The following is a 19,665-nucleotide window of genomic DNA, read 5'->3' on the forward strand; positions in this document are numbered from 1 at the left end:
CTGGCAACAATTGAAACGTGAAGGTTATGTTATCGCACGTTGTACAGTTGCTCGATTGATGCAGAAGCTAGGTATACAAGGTGTTTGGCGTGGTAAGAATAAACAAACCACCCGTAGCCGAGATGATTAAAAACGAGCAGATGACTTAGTAAAACGCAATTTTAATGCAGATCATCCTGACCCTTGCGAAGCAGTGCTTCTCAGGTCGCTGACTTCACGTATATTCAAACTCATTCAGGCTGGGTCTATACCGCCTTTATTATTGATGTGTTCTCGCGAGCAATTGTTGGATGGAAAGTATCAACACGTATGAATACAGATATGGTGCTCGATGCACTGGAGCAAGCATTGCATGATCGAGGCATGCCAAAGAACGTGATTCATCATAGTGACAGAGGCGTGCAATATCTTTCCATTCGTTATACCAATCGTTTAGAAGCAGCAAATTTACGAGCATCAGTCGGTACGACCGGTGATTCATACGATAATGCTTTGGCTGAAACGGTGAATGGCTTATACAAAACAGAGGTGATTGAATATTTAAAAGCGGATTGGCAAGGTTTAGCGGATGTACAACTTGCGACACTAAACTGGGTAGATTGGTTCAATAAAGAGCGTGTACACAGTGCACTGGGTTATGTATCACCTTTTGAGTTTGAAGCAATGTACTATGATAAGATTAACCCGTTAGGTCAGGTGGCCTAACTTAAATAAAAAAGTCTCCGACAAACCCGGTACGGTTCAAATCGTTTAAGTTCTTTATCCGACATAGACACCAACATATCAAACCGTCCGCTAAGAAAATTGCAAAAGTGCATATTCTAAAAGCGGACATTTTTACTTTGGAGAAACCGGACATTTCTACTTGGGGCTTACATGCCAATTGCGTATAATGTATATTATGTTAAATAAGATATCTGAAGACAGCACCCTGCATTTAGCTGTGCAGATTATGACAATTCGCGTTGAATTAATCGAGTAAAAGTCTGGGTAAATTGCTGTCCTTGCTCTGCAAAAAACCAATTTACATGTCCAACAATCCAATCATAATAAGCAGCATCGGCATGTTTCAGGTTTTGGGTAATCCCGACAAAATATTCAAGCTCTGAAAATGCGAAATCCAAATGCACAATTTTTAGTAATCCGGGCAAAATGCTAAAGTCTTGTTGCGGATGTATTTCTGCAAAATACGCCTGTAAAAACGCGCTTAAACCCGCTTCGTCAATATTGATTTGTAATGTATGTTCTAAAGCTAACCAATCTATAAAGTTACGCTCAATCGTTACCGCAAGATCATAAAGCGCTGAATTTCGATCCGATAAGCCAAAATCAATCACCGCGGTAATATTGGCATCGGCACTTTGCGTAGACCAAAACAGATTAGAAGCATGCAAATCATTATGCGTCCAAATTTTAGTAGCCCGCTGCAATACATGCTTAATTTTATGATGCGTCTGAGATACACGCTCTAAAAAAACGGCGTCTAAGTTTTTATCGGCAAAATAACGGCTCAATTCAGGGCTGTTTTGAATACGTTGCTGAATAGCCGTTACAATATTTTCACTTTCTAAAAGCTGCTGATTCGAGACCAAATAACGAGTCGATCTGCCATGTAACTCAGGAAAATCCTGCATGGCGACATGCAGTTTCGCAAGTAAACTCCCCACTTTGGCAGCATGTTCCGTATAGAAAAAAGGCGTCCAAGATTGCTGATCGACATATAAGTCAAAACCTGCTGCTTTTTCGTAGACTTCATAAGTCCAGTCGCCCATTTCTAAAGCGGTCAGTCCGTAATTCGAGGCAATTAATGTCGCAACAGGAATGTTTTTACTGGCTAAATGTCGCAAAAAAGCATGCTCTTGCAAAATATCTTGCGCATTACGAAATGAACGATGGCTACGCTTAATAAAATATGAGTGAAAATTTGTTTGGCCTGTACTGGCTAAAGCCTGCATGACTTCAACCAACACTGCCGAAGAAAATGGGCGCGGACTGCACCACAGAATTTGAATACCCCCTTGCAAGCATGGGTAATACGGTTGCAGGTTGTGTAATTCTGAGACAGTCAGATGTGCCCAATCTTTATATTCCCAGTCATTCCCCATGCCATGACCTAAATCATGTGTGATTGTGGTCATTTTCGATATTCCTTAACCTGATCAGCATTGTGTAATCGTATATTCCCTGCCATCCATCTCAAATAATCATTTTTTAGATAGATGATAGCTATTTAATTAACGGTCTTGGCTTGTCGTAAACGCAAATTCACTTCATCTACAATCTGATCTAAACCTGTGTCATAAGCAGCTTCACTCACAAAAGACACAATATTTTGTGTGACTTGCGGCAAATTATAATCTGCATACCATGACAATGAATTCACTTCTATTTCACGTTCACCCTGCAAAATCACGAATCTTCTTTGCATCCAAGCCTGCAAATTTTCACCCGTATAGGCATCATAAAAAATAATATCGGTCAGATAAAAATCTTTCATCATGTAGGAGTAAGCCACGCTATTTTCTTCTGGCTCATAATTAAAAAAAGGTGTGGTGGTCAGATGAAATTCAACCAGGAAATGACGTTTCAAACGATGATTTTGATATTCTGCTTTGACTTTAATCGGGCAACTGATTTGCGCAAAGTCAATTTCATGTTCAGTATTTTGCTTAAAATATTCAGCCAAAGACCAAACCTGATGTTTAATGAAATCCTGCATTAAAAACTCAGGTTCAAGTTGTGAATTAATTAATCCCAACAGTAAAGATTCAACTTCTTCTTTCGTTAAATAAATGTCTTCAACAATATGCATGCCAATCTCTAAATATGCTGCTGCGATAGAAAAATCCTAACGGAAAGGCTTGTGTTTGTATAGCTATGCAATCGTAGAGTGTGATCTATATCTAGCAATCAATTATCCACGTAGATTGAATCTTAATCATGTTTTCAGCTATGCTATCAACACATCAAATTTCACTTCAAACACGCCTCGTTGCGTAGGAGTAATCTCATGTCTAAGAAGTTACCCATTTACTTCTCTGACGCTGCTTGGGCGTCATTACAAAAAATCATGGGCAGCGATGGTAAACCCAGCCCTAGCCTTAATGCCCTGCTTGAACAAATTGAATTGCTGAATCAGCATGATTTTCAAGCACTTTCTAAAAGAAAAACACTGCATCTTCCCGTAACAATAGAATCCATTCCTGCAGGTTTTCCTTCGCCTGCTCAAGACTATATTGATAAAAATATTGATCTGAATGAATATCTTATTTCTAATGAAAATGCGACCTTTTTAAATGTGGTACGCACTACCTCTATGGTGAATGCAGGGCTTGAATACGGCGATATTGTACTGGTAGATCGCAGTAAAGAAGCCAAACACCGCAGCATTGTGGTTGCATTAATCGACCAAAAAGACCTAACTATTAAACGCCTGATGATTACAGCCAAAATGTCCAAAAGTGAATTGGCTGAACATTTTGGTGAAGACTACGACCCTGCCACTTTGCCTGAAGCGTGGCTCAAAGCAGAAAGCCCCGACTATGACAGCATTTACCTGAAAGATGGGCAAACGTTTGAAGTCTTTGCGGTGGTGACGTGGAACTTAAAAAACTTGATGGCTTAAACCAGCACACCATAATAAAAGCCCAATAAGCAGAATATAAATGAAACCTTTAAAGCAAATTTTTGCGCTGATTGACATCAATAATTGTTATGTGAGCTGTGAGCGGTTGTTTCAACCACATTTGAATCATCGTCCTGTGGTGGTGCTCTCCAATAACGATGGTTGCGTGGTATCACGTTCCGAAGAGGCCAAACAACTTGGCATTAAAATGGCTGTGCCCTTTTACCAAGTTCAAGAATTGATTCAACAACATGATGTTGCTGTCTTTTCAAGTAACTATGCACTCTATGCGGAAATGTCTAGACGTTTTAATAATACGATTCAACAATTTGTTAGTGCCAAAGACATTGAAATTTATTCAATTGATGAAACCTTTATTGAACTGAGTTCATATTCTCAGACCGACTTAAATGAATGGGCGCAAGAAATTAAAGCAACTTTATGGCAATGGCTGGCTCTTCCTGTCTGTGTCGGTATTGGTCACAGTAAAACTGAAGCCAAACTGGCCAATCATATCGCCAAGAAAAATAGCTATTTCAACGGCGTGTGTAATTTACTCCATATGGACTTATGTAGCAAAGAAGCCTTATTTCAACACATTGATGTTGCTGAAGTCTGGGGTGTGGGTCGAAAACTTGCCAAAAAACTGCATGCTTTAAAGATTCATTCTGTATTTGATTTAGCAATTAGTGATCCTGAGCAAATGCAACGTAAATTTTCAATTTTAATGAAAAAAACCATATTGGAGCTAACAGGTACGCCGTGTATTGAACTAGAACAAACCACAGCCAGTAAACATCAAATCATCAGCTCACGTTCTTTTGGACAACGAGTCACCGACATTCATGCACTTTCGGAAGCACTGAGCGATTATTTACAATCTGCGGTGCAACGCCTTAGAAAAGAAAAAAGTTTATGTTCCTGTATGATTATTTTTGCGCAATCCAGTCGTTTTGATCAGCGCCAAGCTTTTTACAATCAATCGGTGACTATTGCCTTTAATGAGCCAACAGATTCTGCCTTAATCATGAACAAAGCCATCATGAAGCATATCTCTACCCTATTTCAAGAAGGTATTGTCTTTAAAAAATGTGGGGTGATTTTAACAGGACTTGAGCCAAAGCAAGGCTATATTCCCGACCTACTTGCAGATACGCACTCCATTGAAAAACAGGAACAATTACAGCAAGTATTAGATACGGTGAAAAGTAAATTTGGTATGCAAAAACTCGCCATTGGTGCATGTAAATTGCAAGATCGAACTTGGGCGATGCAGCGCAGCCATTTAAGCCCGAATTATTTTAGCTGGGAAGGTTTATTGGCGCTTGGTGATTAGCAGTTATTTGATTGGGCTAAAAAAGCTCACAATATGAGACCTAATTTAATGCTTAAAAGTACTACAAAGTAGTATACAATTAAACACTACAAAGTAGTATAAAGGTGTTTGATGTATACCATCTGTGAGACTACTTTTTTTACCAATGAATATCCCTACTATTGGACTGAAGAACAATACAATGACTTTAAAATTTTCATTGCCGAGAACCCTACAGCAGGAGATGTAGAACCTGGTACTGGCGGCGTTCGTAAAATTCGATGGGGTGGAAAGAGTAAAGGTAAACAAGGTGGTGTTCGTGTAATTTATTACAACCGTTTAGCAAATGGCGAAATTTGGTTATTGACCTTATATAGTAAAGACACAATTACCCAACTTGAGAAAAAGACACTTAGACAATTAGCGGAGTTACTGAAATGAGTCGTTTATTAAGTGACAAAGAATTGGAAGCTCGAGAAGCAAAACGAGACTTAAATGTTGAATTATTAGAAGGCGTTAAACAAATGCTTGCTAATAACGCAGCAAGAAAAACTGTGATCAATGAAACAGATGTTGCTTTAGCACGAAGAAAGTCTGAACTCACTCAAGATCAATTTGCTAAAATTTTAGGTATCTCTAAACGTACATTGGAATCTTGGGAGCAAGGTGTTAGAAGACCTTCAGGAGCAGCTCAATCACTGATTAAATTGTTTATTTTAGATCCTCAATTTGTTCGTGACCATCTCGCTTAAATGAAATAGCCCTCAACAACGAGGGTTATTATTTTGCCTTTCCTATAGCAACAGCAAATCTTAGATAGCATTTGAAATGCAACACCATGTTGTTGCCATAATACCTGACTCGGACTTTTAAAGCCGAGTCTTTTTCTTGGACGGTGATTCAAATCAGAACAGCGTTCTACTTCTGCAAGATTAGTCTTTATTCAGCCCAACAAACTTGGCACGTGCTTTATGCAGTTTTTTGTAGCTGTCGATTAAACGTAAATGACGATCTAAACCTTCAAGCTGCATATTGGTTTCGGTTAGACCATAGAAACGTACTGTGCCTTCAACAGAACCCATGACTGCATCCATACGTTCATTGCCAAACATACGGCGGAAATTGACAGCATAATCGGCAATATCCATTTCATCATCTAAAATAACTTCAAGCACGACATTCATACATTGATAGAACAAGCCACGTTCTACGGTATTGGTGTTGTATTGTAAGAATGCTTCGACTAAATCTTTAGCTTCTTCAAACTGTTCTAATGCCAAATAAATCAACAATTTTAATTCGAGGATGGTGAGCTGCCCCCAAACGGTATTGTCATCAAATTCAATGCCAATTAAGGTTTTGATTTCGGTATAGTCATCTAGCTCACATTCTTCCAAACGCTCAACTAAAGCTTCAAGTTGCTCATCATCCAAACGGTGCAGATTTAAAATGTCTTCACGGTACAGCAAAGCTTTATTGGTATTATCCCAAATCAGGTCTTCTACCAAATACACTTCTGAATAATCAGGGACTAAAATTCGGCAAGCAGTTGCACCTAAATGTTCATAAATCGCCATATAGGATTCTTTGCCCATTTCTTCTAAAATCGCAAATAAAGCCTCAGCTTCTTCGACATTGCTATATTGACCATTGTTGGTGAAATCCCACTCTACAAATTCATGGTCTGCTTGCGCGCTAAAGAAACGCCAAGACACTACACCACTAGAATCAATAAAGTGTTCAACATAGTTATTCGGCTCAGTTACCGCATTCGTGCTAAAGGTCGGCTGTGGTAAATCATTTAAACCTTCAAAACTACGCCCTTGCAATAGTTCAGTTAAGCTGCGCTCTAAAGCGACTTTAAAGTTTGGATGTGCACCAAACGAAGCAAAAACACCGCCTGTACGCGGGTTCATTAAGGTCACACACATGACAGGGAATTGACCGCCTAAAGACGCATCTTTCACCAATACTGGGAAACCTTGTTCTTCTAAAGCCTGAATACCTGCCACAATACTTGGATATTTTGCCAAAACTTCTTGCGGTACATCAGGCAGGCTCATTTCTTCCTGAATAATTTCACGCTTCACTGCACGTTCAAAAATTTCAGATAAACACTGCACTTGAGCTTCTGCAAGCGTGTTACCTGCACTCATCCCGTTACTTAAATATAAGTTTTCAATTAAATTTGATGGGAAATATACCGTTTCACCATCGGATTGACGCACAAATGGCAATGAACAAATACCACGTTCAGTATTGCCTGAGTTGGTGTCATATAAATGTGTGCCCAGCAACTCATCTTCAGGATCATAAATTTCTAGGCAATACTCATCTAAAATTTCTTTAGGCAATTCACCATTTGGGCCAGGTTTAAACCATTTTTCATTTGGATAATGCACAAACTCGGCATTGGCAATCTCTTCGCCCCAGAACTGATCGTTATAGAAGAAGTTACAGTTCAAACGCTCGATGAATTCACCCAAAGCAGATGCTAATGCACTTTCTTTAGTTGCGCCTTTACCATTGGTAAAACACATTGGCGATTGCGCATCACGAATATGTAATGACCAGACATTGGGTACGATATTACGCCATGAGGCAATCTCAATTTTCATGCCCAAACCTGCCAAAATACCTGACATATTGGCAATGGTTTCTTCAAGCGGTAAATCTTTACCTGCAATAAAGGTCGCTTGAGATGAAGTCAAGTTCGGCATCAGCAAAGCTTGTGCATCGGCATCAATGCTTTCGACTTGCTCAATCACAAACTCAGGGCCTGTTTGCACGACTTTCTTTACGGTACAACGGTCAATAGAACGTAAAATCCCCTGACGGTCTTTTTCAGAAATATCTGCAGGCAATTCCACCTGAATTTTAAAAATCTGCTTATAGCGGTTTTCAGGATCGACAATATTGTTTTGAGATAAGCGGATATTATCGGTTGGAATATCACGTGATTGGCAATAAACCTTCACGAAATACGCAGCACACAATGCAGATGACGCAAGGAAATAATCAAATGGGCCTGGCGCAGAACCATCGCCTTTATAACGGATGGGCTGATCGGCAATGACGGTAAAATCGTCAAATTTAGCTTCAAGACGCAAGTTGTCTAAATAATTGACTTTAATTTCCATGCAGGCACCTATTGTATGTGCCTACTCAGACACAAAATTATAAAATATTGATTTATAAGCCGAATCAAGAGGGAGAATAAGACTTAAAAATGAGGTTTGAAGTCATCGCAACGGTATAATAGCGACTCCAGAATATGCGACAACATTATAAAGTGATTTAGGTGAATTGATAATGCTATAAATACAGATTTACTGAATTTAAGCAAAGCTGCTAATTAATATATATAAACATAATATATTTAAATATATGTTATATTATCTTTAGGTTCTAATCTGCTTGATGGTGAAACAACATGAAATATACCGAACTCACTGCTGAAATTTCGTCTAATATCAAATCCATTAAAGAACAATCTCCCGATTTACTTAAAAGTTTTAATGCCCTGTCACAAGTTGCGATGAAAGATGGCGTAATTGATGCCAAAACCAAAGAATTTATTGCACTGGCAATTGGCGTAGCACAACGCTGTGATGGTTGTATCGGTTTTCACGTCAGAACTTTGGTCAAAATGGGTATGACTTTTGAAGAATTGAATGAAATTTTAGGTATTGCTGTTTATATGGGCGGTGGCCCATCACTCATGTATGCCGCAAACGCCGTGGCAGCATTTAAAGAGTTTTCTCCATCTACAGCCGAATAACAGCATCAAATTATTTACCGAGTCGAAACTATGTCAAATATCCATAATGAATGGGATGAACGCTATAGCCAACATGACCATATTTATGGTGAACAAGCCAATGCGTTCATTCAGGACATTACGCAAAAACTGCCTATTCACGGCAAAACTTTGGGCTTGGCCGAAGGTGAAGGTCGTAACTTGTTATATTTGGCAGCTGTGGCACAAGCCAATGAGCAAGCATTTGAAGCAGATTTGTGGGACTACTCGCAAGTTGCTTTAGATAAGGCCCAAGGCTATGCACAGCAACGTGGTTTAAGTTTAAATACACGAAAGCAAGATTTAAGTCAGGTGAATTGGCCAGCGAATCAATATGACAACGTGATTTGTGTATTTGGTCACTTTAACCCTGAAACACAGCAAAAAGTGTTAAATGGCGTGCGCGAAACTTTGGTCAACGGCGGTTTATTTGTTGGTGAGCTGTATTCTACTCGTCAGCTAGAATATAAAACGGGCGGCCCACGTGCAGTAGAAATGCTGTACGATCCTATCGAGTTTTTAAGCCATTTTAAACACGATCATCTGATTCATTTCTTTGTGGGCGATGTAGAACGCTCAGAAGGCAAACTGCATCAGGGCAAATCCCACGTCATTCAATTTGCGATTCGTATTCAGAAATAAAAGACTGAATCTTTTACATCAAAAAGCTTGCTCCAATGCAATTAGAGCAAGCTTTTTTGCGCTTTAGATTTGAATATTCAGTTAGATATTTGCTCGGAAATTTTTAAAATCACTCAAACACATCTTTCATAGATTTTGGCATTCCTTGTACCGACTGTAATTCGCCCTGTTTATTTTTCCAAAGCACAACAGGTGTAGCAAAGAACTCGTATTTATCCATCAGTGCCTGATTCTGTTCTAAGGTTTTTTCTACATGTACAGGCACATTTTTTTGTTCAATTAATTTCTTTTGACCGTATTGACGATGAAACTCATTAAAGGTCTGCTGTGGGTTTTTCGCCATTAATAAAGTCGCGGCCTGCCCTTTGCTTTCAGGTCGGATCACCGCCACAATAATATGTCTTAACTGAACTTTGCCAGATTCTACCCACGGACGTGCCTGCTTCCAAAAGGTATGGCAATACGGACAATTCGGGTCTGAAAACACGTAGACAATTTTTTCAGCACTGGTTTGCCCATCCTGAATCCAAGTAGCGTGTTCCAGACTTTGCCACACATCTTCAAGTACCGACTTTTTCACATAACGGTCTAAAGCATCGACGGTTAAATTATTGCCTTGTGCATCAAACAAAGTGCCTACAATATAGTATTTCTGATCATTGGAAATAAACACTGTCGCAGGACTTTGTTCAATATGCCCTGCCCAACCTGTCATTTGTGCAGGTGCTTGAATTTGTTGCACAAACTTAAAACCTTCTTTTTCATTGTGCTGTTTGAGGTTGTCCTGTGCTTGCAGCATACTCACACTACTGGCAAGACTCATACCTATCGCCAGTTTCAGCATGTTATTTTTGATGTTTGATGTCATATTGATTGTCCTTAATTTTGGCTTCACGGCGGGTTTTCTTTCAAATCGTTAAGAGCGCGTTTATGGATTCGCTTGTATTTTTTTCAGATAATGCTGCAGCATCGGCTTGGTCAATTCACCCATGTGATGATCGACCAATTCTCCTTGTGCATTAAAAAACAAAGTACTTGGCAAACCGAACATATTGAAGTGTTGTCCTAAACGAGCTGCAGGGTCTAATAACACGTGTTCAAACTGAAATCGATGTTTCTGTAAATAGGCTTGAATCTCTGCTGCAAATTCGCCTTGATTGGCAAATACAAAATTGACCTCAGGGAAATCTTGCTGTGCTTGTTGCATAACAGGCATTTCACGATGACAAACTGGACACCAAGTCGCCCAGAGATTAATCACCGTGGGCTGCCCTGAAAATTGAGCTAAATCTTGAGGTTGTTGCGCTAGGTTGTGCAATACTAGATTGGGATAGGCATGCTGCGTCTGCAAAGGTTGGATAAGACTCCAACCTACAATTTGTACTGTAATAAAGAGCGCAACTGCCCATGCCAGAACAACACGTTGAATAGCGCGATTTTTCCAGACAAACCACGCCACACCTGCCATAACTGCGGCAATCAGATGAAAGCCTTTGTCCTGAATTTTTAAAATATCAATCGGGTTGGCAAAGTACAGCTCATAATGCTGCAACACAAAAACTGCCCGCCCAACTAAAGCACCAATCCACAGCGCATTCCATAATGCATCCTGATAACCTGTCCAAGTCTGTGCATTCCATGTATAACGACGCTGAAAAAATTTACCCATTGCAAAGACGACAATCAGTCCTAGCAATAAAAACACCAATGGCCATGGAATCATCAACATGCCTAACTGCAAGACTGCGGATTGAATCATGGCGCAGCCTCTTGCAGTTGATGAATATTTTGAATCAATTGCGCTGCGTTATAAGCACCTGTTAGACGCAATTCACGTTGTTCCCGTTGTGGATCTGCCAAAAATAACAACGTTGGCGGCCCTAAAATCTGCCATTTTTTCAATAAGGCATCTTGTGAAGGATGCTGTTCGGTTAAGTCGAGTTTAATCCGCACCACATGCTTTAAAGCATCTTGCACATCGGTACGAGGAATCACATCACGCTCAATCGGCTGACACGCCACACACCAATCGGCATAGACATCAATCACAATCTTTTGATGAGCATGTGCGGCCAAAGCTGCATTCAACTCTTGTTCTGTGCGTACTTTGATCCATGGCTGTAATTGGTCTGCTTGTACCTGCGCATTGACACTGGCAATACTCTGATTGACATGCCAAATTCCACTACTGGCGATTACTGCCGCCAAAGCCAATAACGAAAAACGCTGTGGACGATGTAACACGTGGCGCAAAATTGCAATTAAATATGCAGCGAAGGCAAATAACACCACAGCAAAAGCAACATAGTACCAAGTCACAGAAAATAGCGGACGAGCAAAATACAAAGCCATTGCCAACATGATAAAACCAAAGCTAAATTTTAGCCGTTCCATCCACAAACCTGGCTTTGGCAAATATTTCGCGCCAAACACGCTGGCAATAAGTAAAGGAATTCCCATACCTAAACCGAGCAGGAACAAATATAAACCACCCAATCCTGCTTGATCCAAATGTGAGACGTACAGCAATGCTCCCGCTAAAGGCGCACTCATACATGGCCCGACAATCAGTGCAGAAATCACCCCCATAACGCCCGCACCCAATAAAGTACCGCCTTTTTGATATTGCTGAATACGATCTAAACGCTGTAACACTGCTTGTGGTAATGACAACTGATACAGTCCAAACAGGTTTAAAGCAAAGAGCACAAACAACATAGCAAAAACTGCAATCACTACGGGATTTTGGAACCAACGCTGTACGCTATAACCAATGTGTGACGCAACAACGCCCATCAAGCCATAGACTAGCGCCATACTGACGATAAAGGTGATCGCAATTGCTGCCGCTTTATAGCCTGTATTGCGCTGCACCAAAATGCCAGAAAGAATTGGAATCAGCGGCAATGAACACGGTAAAAAAGCCAGTAATACCCCAAAACCTAAAAAGATAAACGCATTCAGTAACAACCCTTGCCCAGACAATAAATTCAGGAAAAATTGATCATTGTTCCATTGCTGATTCAGACTCGTACTACTGGCTGTTTCCGTATTGCTTGAATTGGCTGATGCAGCGAATGTATTGTCTGTCAACGCCGTATCTGTATTTTCAATCTCTAAGGAATTTGCTAAATCAACGTTTTCTACTGGTTCAGGGGTAAGTTTAGGATCAGCTTGTGTTACAGCAACCGCATTTTCAGCAAGCTGTGCTTTGTTTTCTAGCGTTTTCTGTTCAAGTTTGAGTTCTTTTGTCGTTACAGTATTTGCAGTTGTCGTAACTTGTTTTTGTGTACTAGAACCATTGGCTTGATGCTTATCTGCATCATTTAAGTTAGTGTTTAAAGCAGCCTGATTATTCTGATTGAGTTGCTGAAGTAAATTACCTTTGCCCGCACTTAAATTATGCTGTGGCAATAAACCATCGGCATCGGTTTGAATCGTTTTACGCTGTACGGGATAACACAAACCATCTTCAGCGCAGCCTTGCCAAGTAATTTGATATTGCTGATTAGGCTTCACCTGAATCTGTGTTGTCACTTGCCCATAATGCACACGTGTCAGCCCGAAAGTCGGATCATCTTTTTCCTGCCCTGCAGGCAATTTAAAAGCAAGCGGCTTTTGAGCCTGACTGACTTTGAATTGATCGTGATATAAATAGTAATGCGGTGCGACATCCCATTTCAGTTCAACCGTTTGTTCAGACAATGACGTCGCCTGAAACTTAAAAGCTTGATCGGACGCTAAAAATTCATTGGCAGCATTGACCCACACCGCACACAGACTCAACACAAAATAAGCAATGACGCGAATAAAAATCATGTATTTATACTAAAAATTAAAAAACTGACTGTATTATCGGTAAGTGTAGATTAAGAGAACATTAATAAAGATTTTTCTTTGTAAACTTGAGCATTGTAGGTGCCTAATCTAAATTTGTGGCGTGATCGAGATGTGTCATATATTGGGCTGACTGTGGTATAGGAGCAAATATGTTCGTCGTTTTGGTGGAAGATGATCCTTATATTGCCCAAAGTATTGTGGCAGCACTCGAATTTTTAAGTATTTCAGTCGAACACGTGAATAACGCGCGCGATGCCGATTACTTCATACGTCATAGTGCGGTAGATCTGTGCCTGCTCGATTTAGGTCTGCCTGACCAAGATGGTTTACAGTTACTCGAAAACTGGCGTAAAGATGCCATTCATATTCCAGTATTGGTATTAACCGCGCGGAATCATACTCAAGACTGCGTACAGGCGCTCAACTTAGGAGCAGATGACTACCTAACTAAACCTTTTGAATTAAATGAACTGATTGCCCGTGTATATGCATTAAGCCGCCGTCATCGTGGTTATTCATCGAACCAACTGCAAAGTGGTCAGTTACACATGAACCTCGATACACAAGAAGTCAGTTGGCATTCACAAAACATTCAGCTTTCACGCCGTGAATATAGCCTATTGGAAACCTTTTTACGGCATCCGAACCAAATCTTAAAAAATGAAGAACTGATAGATAAAGTGTATGGCTTTCAAGACAGTATCGAAAGCAATGCCTTAAATGTGCATATCTACCATTTACGGCATAAAATCCACCCCGATTTTATTCAAACGGTGCGTGGTGTCGGCTACATCTTTAAACCTGAGCTGCTGACATGAAAAACTACAGTCTGAAATGGCGTTTGGTATCGACCATCAGCTGTGCATTTATTTTGCTGTGGGTGATTGTCTTTGCATGGCTCTACCATGACTTGGAACAACGCTTACAAAATACGCTGGATGAACGACTTTCTACCTCAGCCCGTATGGTCGCCCGCCTGATTCAGCAACTGCCCCTAGAACAACTCACAGAAAGTTTGCATGCCGAATCAGAAAATGCCTTGCTACATAGTTTAATTGCTTGTGAAGTCTCTATTTTCCGTGCCGATGTTTCATTACCACAGCATGTGATTGCACGCACTCAAGGCGCACCGAAAAATTTAAAAAACCAACAAGTCGGTTTCAGCACATGGACAGAAAATGGACTGCAATGGCGTAGTTATGTACTGCGTGAAGGTGAAGTTCAGGTGGTGGTGGCTGAAAAAATTCAGTTACGGCAAAACCTACTTAAACAAATTTTACAGTCGGTACTGATTCCTTTACTGCTTACTTTGATTATTTGTATTTTGCTAATTTTGTGGATTATCCGTCTGGAGTTTTTACCGCTCGATCACATCACCCGCCACTTAATTCAGAAAAAACAATCTTTAGATGAAGCTTCTCGTTATTTAATTGAACTGAGATCACAAAAAATTCCTAAAGAAATTCAGCCTTTTGTCGATAACTTATTGATGCTGATTGAACGCCTACATAAAAGTCTGGAACACGAAAAAAACTTTAGTGCATTTGCTGCGCATGAACTGCGCACGCCGTTAACGGCTATTAAAACGCATGTGCAACTGAGCCAATTGATGTTGAATCAAACCGCATCTGCCCAAGATACAGCCAAAGTCATCGACAATTTAAAACACGCAGAACGCAGCATCCAACGTTATCAACAACTTTTGGAACAACTGTTATTGCTCAGTCAAACTGAAGCAGGTATTCAAGCGGCACATAGCCATGCAGATATGCGTAGCGTATTAGAAACAGTCTTGTCGGAACTGACTGTGGAATATCCCAATTTATCAGCGAAATTACAGATTGATTGGGCGAGTTTGGTAGCACAACACATTAATATTCCAGCGCCTGCGTTGCACATGGTACTGAAAAACTTGATTCAAAATGCTTATTTGCATGCAGAGGATGCGCCAAACATTCAAATTTATATGCAAGACCTGCAATTGATCATTGCAGACCAAGGCAAAAGCCTGAATGAAGATGATTTTACCATTCTGACTCAGCGTTTTTGGCGTAAATCTGCGCATAAACAAGGCTATGGCTTAGGTCTAACTCTAGTCAAAGTATTATTAGAGCAATATGGCTACCTACTTCAATTTCAGGCTAACCAACCGCAAGGTTTAAAAGTGATTGTCAGTTTTGATGCAGCACCTTCTGCAACAGAGAAACAACAGACGGATTAAGCTTTTCTGAGCTTTAACAGCAAATAAAGCAAGATTCAGAACAAGATCACTTAACTTTTGCCAATACCGAACATATTGCTCTACTTTACGATAACGCCATTTTTAAGGTGATTTTTGAAATAAAAGGTCAATGCGTTCTAAAATTTTATCTATGATGTAGATGCTGCGGGCTATTGAGTAGAAGAAAATTGGCTAGAAAAAAATTGCTGAAACTTTCATCACCGTTTTTTTGTTCGATACCACGTCATATTTTTAAATGAGGTAGATATCCGTGCAGATCGTGCATGTGCTTGGTCTTGTGATCAATCTACAACTTAATTAAAGTGTACATAAAACCAACAGCACCCCACTCAAAATATAATACGCAGCGTAGGAGCATCTATTCCAGACTAAAATATAGATAAATATATCAATCAAAGCATTCCATTTAAGCTCATGTTTTATTTAAATAAAGTTGAATTTTTAAAATATCTTATTATCGAAATGATCTTTCTATCGAATCCATAACCACTTGAACGATGATCACAAAACGTATTAGATGATCCACTGCAGTTTGTGTGGTCATCTACTTTGAATGAACTGAAAAAATGGAATCGCCATTTTTTATAAACAGCAACGAAATATCATGCTATAAAGAAATGCGATATTGATGTTGGTTGTTTTCTGGCTTTGACATTCCGAATCAAACCAGTTCAAGTCACTCGCTTGATCAGTCGTTACAGAAAACAAATGAATAGATTTGGTCAGTTGTTTTAGAATATAAAAATCAGCAAAAAAAACTAAAAATGTAATTTTTTAACATTGCGAATTCCCTGCAAAGTTTTCATTATAGAGCCTCATTTTGGCACACGCTTTCTACGTCAAATTAAACAAATTACAAAAAAAATGTGGAATTTTATGCCATAATTAGCAAACTTTGCAGACATCTTGCAAAGTATTATTGCAATTATTTATTGGAGCAAGCGGAATGAGTTCGACCATTTTGGTTATTCATGGACCGAATCTAAATTTGCTAGGAAAGCGTGAACCCGAAGTTTATGGTTACCTCACTCTTGAGGATATAAATCAACAGCTCATTTCACAAGCGCAAAAAGCATCAATTTCTATAGATACTTTCCAAAGTAATTGGGAAGGCGCAATTGTAGACCGAATTCATCAAGCCGCGTTAGATGGCACACAATATATCATTATTAACCCTGCTGCATTAACGCATACCTCTGTTGCGGTACGTGATGCCTTGTTAGGGGTCGCTATTCCATTTCTTGAAGTCCATTTGTCGAATGTGCATGCACGTGAGGCGTTTAGACATCATTCATATTTATCAGACAAAGCCATTGGTGTGATTTGCGGTTTAGGCGCAAAAGGCTATGCCGCAGCACTCGACTTTGTTCTTGAAAAAATTCAACCTACTACACAATCTTAAACTAGGAATACTGTCCATGGATATTCGTAAAATCAAGAAACTCATCGACTTGATGATTGAATCTGACTTACAAGCGATTGAAGTTAAAGAAGGCGATCAGTCGATTGCATTAACTCGTCGCAGTCCAGTAGTAGCGGCAGCAGTTCCTGCAATGCCTGCACCTTCTGCAGAAGTACCATCTGCACCTAAATCTTCACCACGTGGTGCTGTTGAAACTTCTCCAATGGTTGGCGTGTTCTATGCAGCACCAAGCCCAGGTGAAGCACCATTTATTAAAGTGGGTCAAACTGTTTCTGCTGGTGAAACGCTTGGCATTATCGAAGCAATGAAAATCATGAACCCAATTGAAGCAACTCAAAGTGGCGTGATTGAAGAAATTCTAGTTAAAAATGGCGAAGTGATTCAATTTGGTCAACCACTCTTCCGCTACCGCGCTTAAGACCTCGGGGATTCACAATGTTGCAAAAAGTTTTAATTGCAAACCGTGGTGAGATTGCCCTGCGCATCACCCGAGCTTGCAAAACTTTAGGGATCAAAACCGTGGGTATCTATTCAGATGCCGATAAAGACCTGATGCACTTACGCTTTTGTGATGAAGCCGTGTGTATTGGTCCGGGTGCGAGCAGTGAAAGTTACCTGAATATTCCTGCAATTATTACTGCAGCAGAAATTACAGGTGCAGATGCCATTCACCCTGGTTATGGTTTCCTTGCTGAAAATGCCGAATTTGCTGAAATTGTAGAAAGTTCAGGTTTCATTTTCATTGGTCCACGCCCTGAGCATATTCGCTTAATGGGTAACAAAGTTTCTGCAATTACTGCAATGCGTAAAGCTGGCGTACCAACTGTACCGGGTTCAGCACACGCCGTTACACCACACAATGCTTTAGCTGAAGCCAAAGAAATTGGTTTCCCGCTCATTGTAAAAGCGGCTGCTGGTGGTGGTGGTCGTGGTATGCGTATTGTAGAGCGCGTAGACACCCTGCTTGAATCAGTTCAAGCGGCTCAACGTGATGCAGAAATGTGGTTTGGTGATGATACGGTCTATATGGAACGTTTCTTACAAAAACCACGCCACGTAGAAGTACAAGTATTGGCTGATGGTAATGGTCACGCAATTCACCTTTATGACCGCGACTGTTCTTTACAACGCCGTCACCAAAAAGTACTTGAAGAAGCGCCAGCACCTAACTTACCAGAACAAGCACGTGCCGATATTTTAGAAGCGTGTGTTAATGCATGTAAATTAATGCAATACCGTGGTGCAGGTACTTTCGAATTCTTATTTGAAGATGACGAATACTTCTTCATTGAAATGAATACCCGTGTTCAAGTTGAGCACCCTGTAACTGAAATGGTGACAGGCATTGACATCATTGAACAACAATTGCGTATTGCTGCAGGTCTAGGTTTAGACATTGAGCAAGATCAGGTTGAAATTCGTGGTCACGCAATCGAATGTCGTATTAACGCTGAAGACCCAACTACCTTCTTACCTTCACCGGGTAAAATTGAACACTTCTATGCTCCAGGTGGCGCAGGTGTTCGTGTAGATTCACACATCTACGAAGGTTATAGCATTCCGCCGTATTACGACTCAATGATTGCTAAACTGATTGTGCATGGTAAAGATCGTGAAACCAGTATTGCGCGTATGCGTCAAGCTTTGGATGAAACTATCTTAACAGGAATTAAAACCAACATTCCTTTGCACAAAGACTTGATTCTGCAAGATAAAAACTTCTGCAAACAAGCAATGGATATTCACTATCTTGAAAAGCATTTGCTAAAGCAACTTGCTGGCAATGAAGAAGAAAAAGCATAAGTAATTAAGGTTGCTTAAGTTTAAAATAAAGAGCTGATGATTCAACGTCAGCTCTTTTTTATTGTTGAGAATAAAAGCTAAACCGTTAATCTATGCAGATCAGTATGAATAAAAAACCAATACTCCAAATGGAGTATTGGTTTAAAAATTGATTTAAAAACTGAGATCATTTTAGATCATCGAATGATGCGAGGGCGTTCAAAATTCTGTGTCAGTAAATTTGACTAGATTTTAATTATATCATCTAATCGACCTTCAAAGTAAATGGATAATTGAGTAATCGTTTGTCCCCATTCCTGAATAGGCATTGTCCATTTTTCTGATGCCTGTTGAATACCAATATACAGTAATTTCATCAGACTATCCTCATTGGGGAAAGCTCCTTTGGTTTTGGTTAGTTTGCGGAATTGACGATGTACGGCTTCAACGGCATTGGTGGTGTAAATCGGCTTCCTAATTGCTTTAGGGTATTTGAAATAGGCGGATAGTAGATGCCATTTGGTACGCCATGACTGAATGACCACACCATATTTTTCGCCCCATTTTTCTTCTAGCTCATCCAGTGCTACTTCTGCCGCCCCTTTGGTATCAGCACGGTAAATTGGCTTTAAATCAGCCATAAATGCCTTCTGATCTTTACTGGCAACATAGCGTAAAGAATTACGAATTTGATGAACGATACACAGTTGTATTTCTGTTTGAGGGTAAATCGCTGCTATGGCTTCGGGGAAACCTTTTAGTCCTGAGAAGCGCTGCTTCGCAAGGCAGGCAATCAGAATATCCTGAACACCACGATTTTGTAGGTCTGTCAGTACACTAAGCCAATGGTTCGCCCCTTCGCTTTCCGATAAATGCAAGCCGAGTAGTTCCTTCTTACCTTCAACATTTAAAGCTAAAATGGTATAGATCGCTTTGCTCACATAAACACCTTTATCCTTCACTTTGTAATGTATGGCATCTAACCAAACAAAGGGAT

Annotated in this window: 18 protein-coding genes and 1 pseudogene; 12 read left to right on the forward strand and 7 right to left on the reverse strand. The window is 40.1% G+C overall.

Translation table 11 applies throughout. The features are described 5' to 3' along the window. Nucleotides 1–705, forward strand: a pseudogene (locus tag ACEO2X_RS10345) (IS3 family transposase); the annotation flags it as partial. Nucleotides 706–950: 245 nt separating this feature from the next. Here the strand turns inward: ACEO2X_RS10345 and ACEO2X_RS10350 are convergent. Together ACEO2X_RS10350 and ACEO2X_RS10355 are read right to left on the reverse strand one after the other, a co-directional pair. Beyond that, the gene (locus ACEO2X_RS10350) at nt 951–2,138 is read right to left on the reverse strand and encodes a phosphotransferase enzyme family protein (protein ID WP_371972002.1); all 1,188 of its coding nucleotides are present in this window, start codon (nt 2,136–2,138) and stop codon (nt 951–953) included. Nucleotides 2,139–2,230: 92 nt separating this feature from the next. Next, a complete protein-coding gene (locus ACEO2X_RS10355; RefSeq protein ID WP_371972003.1) occupies nt 2,231–2,812 on the reverse strand; it encodes a hypothetical protein in 582 nt (193 codons plus the stop codon). Between the two features lie 198 nt (nt 2,813–3,010). On the opposite strand from ACEO2X_RS10355, the gene ACEO2X_RS10360 reads away from it, so the two are divergent. From ACEO2X_RS10360 to ACEO2X_RS10375, 4 genes are all read left to right on the forward strand, one after another. Then, on the forward strand, nt 3,011–3,625 hold the full coding sequence (locus ACEO2X_RS10360; RefSeq protein WP_371972004.1) for a LexA family protein: 615 nt from the start codon (nt 3,011–3,013) through the stop codon (nt 3,623–3,625). A 40-nt stretch (nt 3,626–3,665) separates the two neighbouring features. Continuing rightward, on the forward strand, nt 3,666–4,961 hold the full coding sequence (locus tag ACEO2X_RS10365) for a DUF4113 domain-containing protein (RefSeq protein WP_371972005.1): 1,296 nt from the start codon (nt 3,666–3,668) through the stop codon (nt 4,959–4,961). A gap of 111 nt (nt 4,962–5,072) precedes the next feature. Beyond that, nucleotides 5,073–5,381, forward strand: a complete 309-nt coding sequence (locus ACEO2X_RS10370; protein WP_096902348.1) for a transcriptional regulator — start codon at nt 5,073–5,075, stop codon at nt 5,379–5,381. Continuing rightward, the gene (locus ACEO2X_RS10375; protein ID WP_004973819.1) at nt 5,378–5,692 is read left to right on the forward strand and encodes a DNA-binding transcriptional regulator; all 315 of its coding nucleotides are present in this window, start codon (nt 5,378–5,380) and stop codon (nt 5,690–5,692) included. Before ACEO2X_RS10370 ends, ACEO2X_RS10375 begins: the two co-directional genes overlap by 4 nt. Nucleotides 5,693–5,872: 180 nt before the next feature. Here ACEO2X_RS10375 and ACEO2X_RS10380 read toward each other — a convergent pair whose 3' ends face one another. Then, nucleotides 5,873–8,080, reverse strand: a complete 2,208-nt coding sequence (locus ACEO2X_RS10380; RefSeq protein WP_004973821.1) for an OsmC domain/YcaO domain-containing protein — start codon at nt 8,078–8,080, stop codon at nt 5,873–5,875. Nucleotides 8,081–8,373: 293 nt separating this feature from the next. Between ACEO2X_RS10380 and ACEO2X_RS10385 the strand changes: the two genes are divergently transcribed. Both ACEO2X_RS10385 and ACEO2X_RS10390 read left to right on the forward strand, forming a co-directional pair. Next, the gene (locus ACEO2X_RS10385) at nt 8,374–8,721 is read left to right on the forward strand and encodes a carboxymuconolactone decarboxylase family protein (RefSeq protein ID WP_004973824.1); all 348 of its coding nucleotides are present in this window, start codon (nt 8,374–8,376) and stop codon (nt 8,719–8,721) included. Between the two features lie 30 nt (nt 8,722–8,751). Further along, entirely contained in the window at nt 8,752–9,381 is a 630-nt protein-coding gene (locus ACEO2X_RS10390) for a class I SAM-dependent methyltransferase (protein WP_178867712.1), read from the forward strand. 109 nt (nt 9,382–9,490) lie between these two features. On the opposite strand, the gene dsbG is transcribed toward ACEO2X_RS10390, so the two are convergent. The 3 genes from dsbG to dsbD are packed head-to-tail and all read right to left on the reverse strand — an operon-like array spanning nt 9,491 to nt 13,200. Then, the gene (dsbG, locus tag ACEO2X_RS10395; protein ID WP_371972006.1) at nt 9,491–10,249 is read right to left on the reverse strand and encodes a thiol:disulfide interchange protein DsbG; all 759 of its coding nucleotides are present in this window, start codon (nt 10,247–10,249) and stop codon (nt 9,491–9,493) included. A gap of 60 nt (nt 10,250–10,309) precedes the next feature. Further along, complete coding sequence (locus ACEO2X_RS10400) at nt 10,310–11,140, reverse strand: redoxin domain-containing protein (protein ID WP_371972007.1); 831 nt, start codon at nt 11,138–11,140, stop codon at nt 10,310–10,312. After that, complete coding sequence (gene dsbD, locus ACEO2X_RS10405; RefSeq protein ID WP_371972008.1) at nt 11,137–13,200, reverse strand: protein-disulfide reductase DsbD; 2,064 nt, start codon at nt 13,198–13,200, stop codon at nt 11,137–11,139. Before dsbD ends, ACEO2X_RS10400 begins: the two co-directional genes overlap by 4 nt. A gap of 170 nt (nt 13,201–13,370) precedes the next feature. On the opposite strand from dsbD, the gene ACEO2X_RS10410 reads away from it, so the two are divergent. From ACEO2X_RS10410 to accC, 5 genes are all read left to right on the forward strand, one after another. Beyond that, nucleotides 13,371–14,039: a response regulator transcription factor gene (locus tag ACEO2X_RS10410; protein ID WP_104851944.1), complete on the forward strand. Its 669-nt coding sequence runs from the start codon at nt 13,371–13,373 to the stop codon at nt 14,037–14,039. After that, a complete protein-coding gene (locus tag ACEO2X_RS10415; RefSeq protein WP_104851943.1) occupies nt 14,036–15,442 on the forward strand; it encodes an ATP-binding protein in 1,407 nt (468 codons plus the stop codon). Before ACEO2X_RS10410 ends, ACEO2X_RS10415 begins: the two co-directional genes overlap by 4 nt. Before the next feature lie 967 nt (nt 15,443–16,409). Then, complete coding sequence (gene aroQ, locus ACEO2X_RS10420) at nt 16,410–16,865, forward strand: type II 3-dehydroquinate dehydratase (RefSeq protein ID WP_096902340.1); 456 nt, start codon at nt 16,410–16,412, stop codon at nt 16,863–16,865. A gap of 16 nt (nt 16,866–16,881) precedes the next feature. After that, entirely contained in the window at nt 16,882–17,304 is a 423-nt protein-coding gene (accB, locus tag ACEO2X_RS10425) for an acetyl-CoA carboxylase biotin carboxyl carrier protein (protein WP_004973838.1), read from the forward strand. A 17-nt stretch (nt 17,305–17,321) separates the two neighbouring features. Further along, nucleotides 17,322–18,689 carry an acetyl-CoA carboxylase biotin carboxylase subunit gene (accC, locus tag ACEO2X_RS10430; RefSeq protein WP_179995606.1) on the forward strand — a complete coding sequence of 456 codons (1,368 nt, stop codon included), beginning with the start codon at nt 17,322–17,324 and terminating at the stop codon, nt 18,687–18,689. Between the two features lie 224 nt (nt 18,690–18,913). Here the strand turns inward: accC and ACEO2X_RS10435 are convergent. Beyond that, nucleotides 18,914–19,665 (reverse strand): IS256 family transposase (locus ACEO2X_RS10435; protein ID WP_371972009.1); only part of this gene is annotated, 752 nt, incomplete at its 5' end.

This window comes from Acinetobacter sp. AL9 (genome assembly GCF_041464035.1).
GTDB lineage: Bacteria > Pseudomonadota > Gammaproteobacteria > Pseudomonadales > Moraxellaceae > Acinetobacter > Acinetobacter towneri.

Bases quoted from the DNA above. Each gene is read 5' to 3' on its own strand.
- ACEO2X_RS10370 (WP_096902348.1), top strand. From the start codon at position 5,073: ATGTATACCATCTGTGAGACTACTTTTTTTACCAATGAATATCCCTAC.
- ACEO2X_RS10360 (WP_371972004.1), top strand. From the start codon at position 3,011: ATGTCTAAGAAGTTACCCATTTACTTCTCTGACGCTGCTTGGGCGTCA.
- ACEO2X_RS10415 (WP_104851943.1), top strand. From the start codon at position 14,036: ATGAAAAACTACAGTCTGAAATGGCGTTTGGTATCGACCATCAGCTGT.
- ACEO2X_RS10410 (WP_104851944.1), top strand. From the start codon at position 13,371: ATGTTCGTCGTTTTGGTGGAAGATGATCCTTATATTGCCCAAAGTATT.
- dsbD (WP_371972008.1), bottom strand. From the start codon at position 13,200: ATGATTTTTATTCGCGTCATTGCTTATTTTGTGTTGAGTCTGTGTGCG.
- aroQ (WP_096902340.1), top strand. From the start codon at position 16,410: ATGAGTTCGACCATTTTGGTTATTCATGGACCGAATCTAAATTTGCTA.
- ACEO2X_RS10385 (WP_004973824.1), top strand. From the start codon at position 8,374: ATGAAATATACCGAACTCACTGCTGAAATTTCGTCTAATATCAAATCC.
- dsbG (WP_371972006.1), bottom strand. From the start codon at position 10,249: ATGACATCAAACATCAAAAATAACATGCTGAAACTGGCGATAGGTATG.
- ACEO2X_RS10365 (WP_371972005.1), top strand. From the start codon at position 3,666: ATGAAACCTTTAAAGCAAATTTTTGCGCTGATTGACATCAATAATTGT.
- ACEO2X_RS10400 (WP_371972007.1), bottom strand. From the start codon at position 11,140: ATGATTCAATCCGCAGTCTTGCAGTTAGGCATGTTGATGATTCCATGG.
- ACEO2X_RS10355 (WP_371972003.1), bottom strand. From the start codon at position 2,812: ATGCATATTGTTGAAGACATTTATTTAACGAAAGAAGAAGTTGAATCT.
- ACEO2X_RS10390 (WP_178867712.1), top strand. From the start codon at position 8,752: ATGTCAAATATCCATAATGAATGGGATGAACGCTATAGCCAACATGAC.
- accC (WP_179995606.1), top strand. From the start codon at position 17,322: ATGTTGCAAAAAGTTTTAATTGCAAACCGTGGTGAGATTGCCCTGCGC.
- ACEO2X_RS10375 (WP_004973819.1), top strand. From the start codon at position 5,378: ATGAGTCGTTTATTAAGTGACAAAGAATTGGAAGCTCGAGAAGCAAAA.
- ACEO2X_RS10380 (WP_004973821.1), bottom strand. From the start codon at position 8,080: ATGGAAATTAAAGTCAATTATTTAGACAACTTGCGTCTTGAAGCTAAA.
- accB (WP_004973838.1), top strand. From the start codon at position 16,882: ATGGATATTCGTAAAATCAAGAAACTCATCGACTTGATGATTGAATCT.
- ACEO2X_RS10350 (WP_371972002.1), bottom strand. From the start codon at position 2,138: ATGACCACAATCACACATGATTTAGGTCATGGCATGGGGAATGACTGG.